The organism is Nonomuraea basaltis (genome assembly GCF_005893125.1).
GTDB lineage: Bacteria > Actinomycetota > Actinomycetes > Streptosporangiales > Streptosporangiaceae > Nonomuraea > Nonomuraea basaltis.
In genome coordinates, this window is record NZ_VCJS01000405.1 from 1 (window position 1) to 6102 (window position 6102).

The following is a 6102-nucleotide window of genomic DNA, read 5'->3' on the forward strand; positions in this document are numbered from 1 at the left end:
CAAGAGCATCCTGGACGCGGGTTGGGGGGTGTTCCTCGCGATCCTCACTAACAAGGCTGAAAGCGCCGGTCGGGACGTGATCGCGGTGGATCCCCGCAACACCTCCCGCACCTGCCCCGAATGCGGGCACGTGTCAGCGGAGAATCGCACCACCCAGGCCGGCTTCGTCTGCGTCACGTGCGGGTACGCCGCCAACGCGGACGTGGTCGGGGCGAGCAATATCAAGAGGGCCGGGCTGGTCCTCCGCGACGCCCGTGCGGCGTAGCGAGAAGCCACCCCGTTTACGGGGTGGAGGAGTCACGAGTTGGTCCAGCATGTCGCAGCGTTCAGCGAGCTTCAGGAGGCACGGCACGGTGCCGACTACGATCCTGCCTTCGACGCCACCCGATCCCGAGCCCTCAGCCATGTCAGGACCGCCAGAGCCGGCATCGAAGCGATCGGCCGGATGGACAAGGCGAACCTGCACCAGTTCGACATGTTCCTTCTCCTTGCTCTCGGGGGCGAGAGGATGATGAAGAACAGCTGAGCGCGGACGAGCACGGTGGGAACGCGCGTCCGGTCGTCCAGGGTCGGCAGCGGCATGCCGCCTATAGCTGCGGACAGTTCTGACATAAACGGGTGGACGATCATTACATTAAGGAAAACACGAGCGGGCTGGGCCGAATCCCCGGTGGAGTTCAGCCACTTCCGCACCCGTGATCAGCGAGAGGTGGACCTGGTCGTCGAGTCGAGCGAAGGCGAGGTCATCGGCGTCGAGGTCAAGGCGAAATCCTCGATCGAGGAAGCCGACTTCCGTGGCCTCCGGCTTCCTCGGGACCGCCTGCGGACCGGGCTTCGCGCGGTCGGGGGTCACTGCTTCGATACGAGGCCGGCGTCGAACCGGACCTCGACTTCGTCGCCGAGTTTGAGCGCGCCGAACAACGCCGAGTAGGGCCGAATCCCCCAACGGGTCTGCACAATCGCCGCCGAGCCGTGTACGCGGTCCTCGGCCAGCGAGCCCTCGACCGTGACGGGCCGTGTGACATCGACGATGGTGAGGTCGCCCTCGACGCGGAACGACTCCGGGGTCCCATCGACCCGTGTCGACCGGAACATGATCGTTGGGTAACGCTCGGTGTGAAGAATCTTCTCCCGAACAATCTTCTCGATCTCCGCGCGATCGGAGCTCGTGAGTGGCTTGACGCCGCCGGTTCCTTTCCGGACTTCGAGCGACTCGGCGTCGACCTCCACGGTCACCCAGGAGTTGGCCGGGTCGGCGGTGTCGACCATGGCCTCGCCGCGCCAGCGGGTGACCTCGATGGTGAGATCATGGCCGGCCTTCGCGCCCAGCCCGGTACGGGTCGTATTGATCTGGAGCCGACCAGATTCGGGTCCCAACGTGTAGCTACCAGCGGAAATGCTCACCTTGCCAGGCTAGCCCGCGCCCGATGAGCGCCGCGTTCAGACGTCGAGGCCCGGACGCCGCGCAACGATCAGCCCCTGGATCAACCGATCTTGTCCACATGGGCCACTGCCACTCGATTATGGTCGGCGACCAGTGCGGAGAGGTGAGGCACATCAGAGGTGACTATCAAAACGGATCCCGCCTGTGCCAGGGCAGTGGCGGCCACCATCGCGTCCACCGCTTGGTCGGTGGCGAGTCCGGCCGAACCGATCAGCCTGCCCGCGCACTCGCCGATCTCGCGCGTCACCGGCTCGACCGCCACTCCGCCGAGCACCCGGTGGACGCCCGCGTCACGAGCCCCACCCCGCAGGGCCTCGGCGAGGATCGCGGCGGAAGTGATCACCCGTCGGCCCCCGAGATACGCAGCCTTGAGGCGCACGTACATCGTCCTGTCCGTCGCCGCCCTCGACAGCCCTTCGTTGTCGAGCACCAGCGAGCCGTGCTCGCGGGGCCGAACCCGCTTACGGCTCACGCCTGCGGCCATTCCGCATGTGCCGCCGCCAGCTCCTCGTCGGTGACGGGTCCGTGGACCTCTTCCAACTCCATCAAGAGATCGCCCAGCCGGTCGTGTTCCAACTGCCGCGTGAGAGCATGCGTGACGTAGGCGGAGACGTTGCCGTGGCCCGCCCTGGCACGGAGTTCGGCCGCGACGTCGGCGGGAACCGTGATACTCATCTTGTCAGTGCGTAGCGGCTCACCCATGAGGCTGATCCTACCATTAGTAGGATCGCTGCGGGGCTTACAAGGGGGTCGACATCGACCCCCGCTCACACATCAAAGGCGAATGGACTCAGCGCCCGCTGCCGGGCACGGAGCGGTTCCTGAGCGGGGTGAGCTGGTGGATGTCGTAGCGGGTCCGCAGGGTCGCGATCGCTGCCTGGTCCGGCGGCTGGGCGGCGGTCAGCAGCTCGGCCAGCTCCGTCAGGTACGCCTCGTGGCCGGAGACACCAGGAAGAGCATCCGCGCGGGGGCAGGGCCGGGATTGTGGAAGGCGTGCGGGCAGCCCGCGGGTACGGACATGAAGCTGCCCGGACCGCCTCTGAGTACCGGCGTGCCCGTGTCGGACTCCCAGGTACGCCAGTCGCCTCCGGCCTTGTCGCGCGGATGGAAGGCGAGCAGGTCGAGCTCGCCGTCGAGGATGTAGAACACCTCCTCGGCCTCCTGATGCAGGTGCGCTCCGACGTCGAAGCCCGGCGCCACCTCGGCCTCGAACACCGACCAGTGTTTCGACCGCTCCGCGCCTGCTTTGAGCGTCATGCCGGAAGCGGCGATGCGGCGGCCGGCACCGGGCGGTAACAGCAGTCCATCGGTCATTTTCGCCTCGTCTCAGAGATCGTTCGTTCAGGGCTTCCAGCCGGTCTCGTCCAGCCAGGTCTCCAGCGTCATCAACCGCGGGTGGATCGCCCGCAGCGAGGGAAGGTCGGGCTCGTCGTCGGTACGCTCGCCGATCCACTCGAACATCCTGGCCACCTGCTCGTCGAACGCGCGCAGCTTCTCGATGGGCGTCCGGCTGAAGCGGGCGGGCAGGCCACAGGCGCGGCCGAAGGCCTCGGCGATCGCCGGGCCGGTGCGGCAGTCACCGGCGATCTCGAGGTGGCGGCCCACGAACCGGCCGGGCTGATCGAAGGCGATCGCGGCGAAGGCTCCGATGTCGCGGGCCGCGATCAGCCGGATCCGCGCCTCCGGTCGTACGGCGAGGCTGACCACCAGCTCGCCGTCGTCCACGACCGGGCGCGTGAGCGTGGTGAAGTTCTCCATGAACATCACCGGTCGCAGAACAGTGGCCGGCAGGCCGAGCGAGCGGATGTGCTCTTCGATGGCGACCTTGCTGTCGTAGTACGGGATCCCGGTGATGAGACCGGCGCCGCTGATCGAGCTGTAGACCAGGTGCGCGACGCCGGATTCGGCCACGAGGTCGGCCACGGCCTTGCCGCGCCGCTCCTCGGCCGCCACCCCGTCAGGCGTCACCTTGGCCCCGGTCAGCATGGTCAGCACGAGGAAGACGCCGTGGGCGCCGTCCATCGCCGCCCGCAGCGAGCCCACGTCGTCCAGGTCGCCGGTCACGAGCGTGGCACCCGCCGACCCCAGCTCGCCAGCGGCCGGGGAGCCGGGGTCCCGTACCAGGGCCCGGACCTCCCAGCCGCGATCGAGCAGCTCGCGCGCCGCCGCGCCCCCCTGCTGGCCGGTGGCCCCGATCACCAGCACGGGTCCCTGTCGACCTGCCATGAATTCCTCCTCCGGTCACCGCCGATAGTGATCAGGCTAGAGAGGAAAGTCCGGTCGATCCTGGTACGAATACTGCTAGCTTGCGATCGGTTCACCGTCCAGGTGGGAGCTGACTCGACGTGGGAGACGGCGGCAGGAAGCGTGCGCGGCGGGCCGAGCTGGCCGCGTTCCTGCGCGCGCAGCGGGCCCGGCTGCGGCCGTCCGAGGTGGGGCTGCCGGACGGCGGCGCCACGGGGCGGCGCAGGACTCCCGGCCTGCGGCGCGAAGAGGTGGCCGAGCTGTCCGGGGTCAGCGTCACCTGGTACACCTGGCTGGAGCAGGGCCGGAACATCTCGACGTCGGCCCAGGTGATCGACGCGCTGGGCCGCGCGCTCTCGCTCGACGAAGATCAGCACCGCCATCTGCGCGACCTGGCCGGCCTCGCCGCTCCAGAGCGCGGGGCACCCGCCGGCGACGCGCGCCTGCGGTTGCAGCGGCTGGTCGACGCGGCGGCCCCGAACATCGCCTCCGTCTACGACGTCCACTTTGACTACCTGGCCTGGAACAAGCCTTACGAGCGGATCCGCCATGACCCGGGCAGGTACCCGCACGAGCGGCGCAACCTGCTGTGGATGATGTTCGCCGACGCGGAGAGCCGCGCCCGCCTGGTCCGGTGGGAGCCCGCCGCGCGCGCCGTGCTCAGTCAGTTCCGTGCCGTCGCCGGCCGGCATCCCGGCGACCCGCGCTTCGCAGACATCACGGAGGCCCTGTCCGAGGAGAGCGCGGAGTTCCGCGAGTGGTGGACCGAATACCCCGTCCGCTCCTTCCGGCCCGCGACGATCGGGATCGACCATCCCGAGCTGGGGCGGCTCGACCTGGAGCTCTTCCAGTTCCACCCGGTCGAGCGCCCCGACCTGCTGATGGTCGTGCAGGTCCCCGCGAGCCACGCGGACCTCCAGCGGATCACCTCACTGCTCGCAGCCACGCGTGACCCTTCAGCCGGGCTCGGCGGGCCGGGGTGAGGCGTGGTCCAGGCAACACCGGACGAAGTCCTGGACGAGGGGGTTGGCGTCGGCGGACGGTGCCCAGGCGACGCCGACCTGGCTGGGGCTGACACCGGTGACCGGCCGGTAGACGATGCCGGGGCGGGCGTAGAAGCGGGCGGCGGACTGCGGGGCGAGGGCGATGCCGTAACCGTTGGCGATCGCGTTCAGCCAATCGTCGGGCTGGTCGGTGACGGCGCCGATGCGAGGGGGATGACCTTCGCGCTCGTCGGTGGCCAGCCAATAGTCCCGCCACCGGCCCGTTCCGAGTGGGGCGGCCACGAACGGCTCGTCCCACAGCTCCTTGAACGGGATCACGTCACGTGAGGCGAGCGGGTGGGCGGCCGGGAGCGCCACACACCGGGGCTCGGTGAGCAGCTCCTCGACCCGCAGGGTCTCCTGGCCGGGGAAGGGCAGCCGCAGCAGCGAGACGTCCACGGCTCCGCCGGTGAGGCCGGCGGTCGGGTCGCTCCAGGCGGCCTGGCGCATGGCCACCCTCCAGTCCGGCCGGCAGCGGCTGAACGCGGCGATGATCTGCTGGGTGGCCTCGTTGGCCCCGCTGGCCAGGAACCCGACCCGCAGCACGCGGGCCGCCCGCCCGGCCGCGGCCTCGGTCTCGCGTACCGTCCGGTCCCATTCGGCCAGCAGCGCGGGCACCCGTTCCGCCAGGGCCTGGCCCGGTTCGGTGAGGGCCATCCCGGCCCGCGACCGGACGAACAGCCGGTCTCCGAGCAGGTTCTCCAACTGCTTGATCTGCTTGGTCAGCGCGGGCTGGGACACGTACAGCCGCTCGGCGGCACGGGTCAGGTTCCCCTCCTGCGCGACCGCGGCGAAGTAGCGCAACAGCCGGGTGTCGACATCCATGCCTCCAGGTTATGGATGCAGGTATTAGACGTGATCGCCGGTGGTAGGCGAAGTTGATAAGGCGGCCGGAAACCGCAGGGCTCTCGATCAATGGGGAGATAGTGTTCACCGCTTATGTAGTCGTCACCGTGCTCACGATCGCGGCCACCGCCGGGGCTGCCATCGCTGACTTCGCGCGGGCCGAGTTCGTCCTCGGCAACATGGCTGAATTGGGTATCTCGGAGTCTTGGCTCCTGCTGCTCGGCCTGCTCAAGGCCGCCGGAGCCGCGGGACTCCTCCTCGGGCTGGTGGGGGTTCGGTTCCTCGGCGTTGCCGCCGCGATCGGGCTGGTGCTGTTCTTCGTCGGTGCCATCGCCGTCCATGTCTGCGCCCGCGTGTACCTCAAGATCGTCTTTCCTGGAGCCATCCTCGTGTTGGCGACGGCATCTCTTGTCCTCGCCCTCGCGCGATGATCGTCGAAGCGCCCCATTCAAGATGGTGATCTTGGGGACGGGTCGGCGGCGGGGAAGAGGGCGGCGACCCGTCCCCAAGATCACCATCTTGAAT

The 6102-nt window shown here is 69.0% G+C and carries 11 protein-coding genes; 5 read left to right on the forward strand and 6 right to left on the reverse strand.

Going from position 1 to position 6102, the window contains the following annotated elements; all coding sequences use genetic code 11:
* The 3 genes from EJK15_RS66830 to EJK15_RS78340 all read left to right on the forward strand — a co-directional run.
* Positions 1-265, forward strand: a 265-nt coding sequence (locus EJK15_RS66830; RefSeq protein ID WP_138720520.1) for a zinc ribbon domain-containing protein, incomplete at its 5' end; no start/stop codon positions are given.
* Positions 266-304: 39 nt separating this feature from the next.
* A complete protein-coding gene (locus tag EJK15_RS66835; protein ID WP_138720521.1) occupies positions 305-526 on the forward strand; it encodes a hypothetical protein in 222 nt (73 codons plus the stop codon).
* 54 nt (positions 527-580) lie between these two features.
* Entirely contained in the window at positions 581-931 is a 351-nt protein-coding gene (locus EJK15_RS78340; RefSeq protein ID WP_420847190.1) for a DUF4143 domain-containing protein, read from the forward strand.
* On the opposite strand, the gene EJK15_RS66845 is transcribed toward EJK15_RS78340, so the two are convergent.
* The 5 genes from EJK15_RS66845 to EJK15_RS66865 all read right to left on the reverse strand — a co-directional run bounded on the left by EJK15_RS66845 (position 850) and on the right by EJK15_RS66865 (position 3670).
* Positions 850-1404 carry a YceI family protein gene (locus EJK15_RS66845; RefSeq protein ID WP_138720523.1) on the reverse strand — a complete coding sequence of 185 codons (555 nt, stop codon included), beginning with the start codon at positions 1402-1404 and terminating at the stop codon, positions 850-852. The two genes, EJK15_RS78340 and EJK15_RS66845, sit on opposite strands and share 82 nt — an antisense overlap.
* An 80-nt stretch (positions 1405-1484) precedes the next feature.
* A complete protein-coding gene (locus EJK15_RS66850) occupies positions 1485-1874 on the reverse strand; it encodes a type II toxin-antitoxin system VapC family toxin (RefSeq protein WP_240778087.1) in 390 nt (129 codons plus the stop codon).
* 38 nt (positions 1875-1912) lie between these two features.
* The gene (locus tag EJK15_RS66855; RefSeq protein ID WP_240778088.1) at positions 1913-2119 is read right to left on the reverse strand and encodes a CopG family transcriptional regulator; all 207 of its coding nucleotides are present in this window, start codon (positions 2117-2119) and stop codon (positions 1913-1915) included.
* Positions 2120-2365: 246 nt separating this feature from the next.
* Positions 2366-2758 carry a cupin domain-containing protein gene (locus EJK15_RS66860; RefSeq protein ID WP_206062258.1) on the reverse strand — a complete coding sequence of 131 codons (393 nt, stop codon included), beginning with the start codon at positions 2756-2758 and terminating at the stop codon, positions 2366-2368.
* Positions 2759-2785: 27 nt separating this feature from the next.
* Positions 2786-3670: an NmrA/HSCARG family protein gene (locus tag EJK15_RS66865; protein WP_138720525.1), complete on the reverse strand. Its 885-nt coding sequence runs from the start codon at positions 3668-3670 to the stop codon at positions 2786-2788.
* Positions 3671-3789: 119 nt separating this feature from the next.
* Here EJK15_RS66865 and EJK15_RS66870 point away from each other — a divergent pair, with 119 nt between their 5' ends.
* Positions 3790-4671: a helix-turn-helix transcriptional regulator gene (locus tag EJK15_RS66870; protein WP_138720526.1), complete on the forward strand. Its 882-nt coding sequence runs from the start codon at positions 3790-3792 to the stop codon at positions 4669-4671.
* On the opposite strand, the gene EJK15_RS66875 is transcribed toward EJK15_RS66870, so the two are convergent.
* Positions 4645-5556, reverse strand: coding sequence for a LysR family transcriptional regulator (locus EJK15_RS66875; RefSeq protein WP_138720527.1), 912 nt, complete (start codon positions 5554-5556; stop codon positions 4645-4647). The genes EJK15_RS66870 and EJK15_RS66875 overlap by 27 nt on opposite strands.
* A gap of 128 nt (positions 5557-5684) precedes the next feature.
* Here EJK15_RS66875 and EJK15_RS66880 point away from each other — a divergent pair, with 128 nt between their 5' ends.
* Entirely contained in the window at positions 5685-6008 is a 324-nt protein-coding gene (locus EJK15_RS66880; protein WP_240778089.1) for a DoxX family protein, read from the forward strand.
* Positions 6009-6102: the final 94 nt, after the last annotated feature.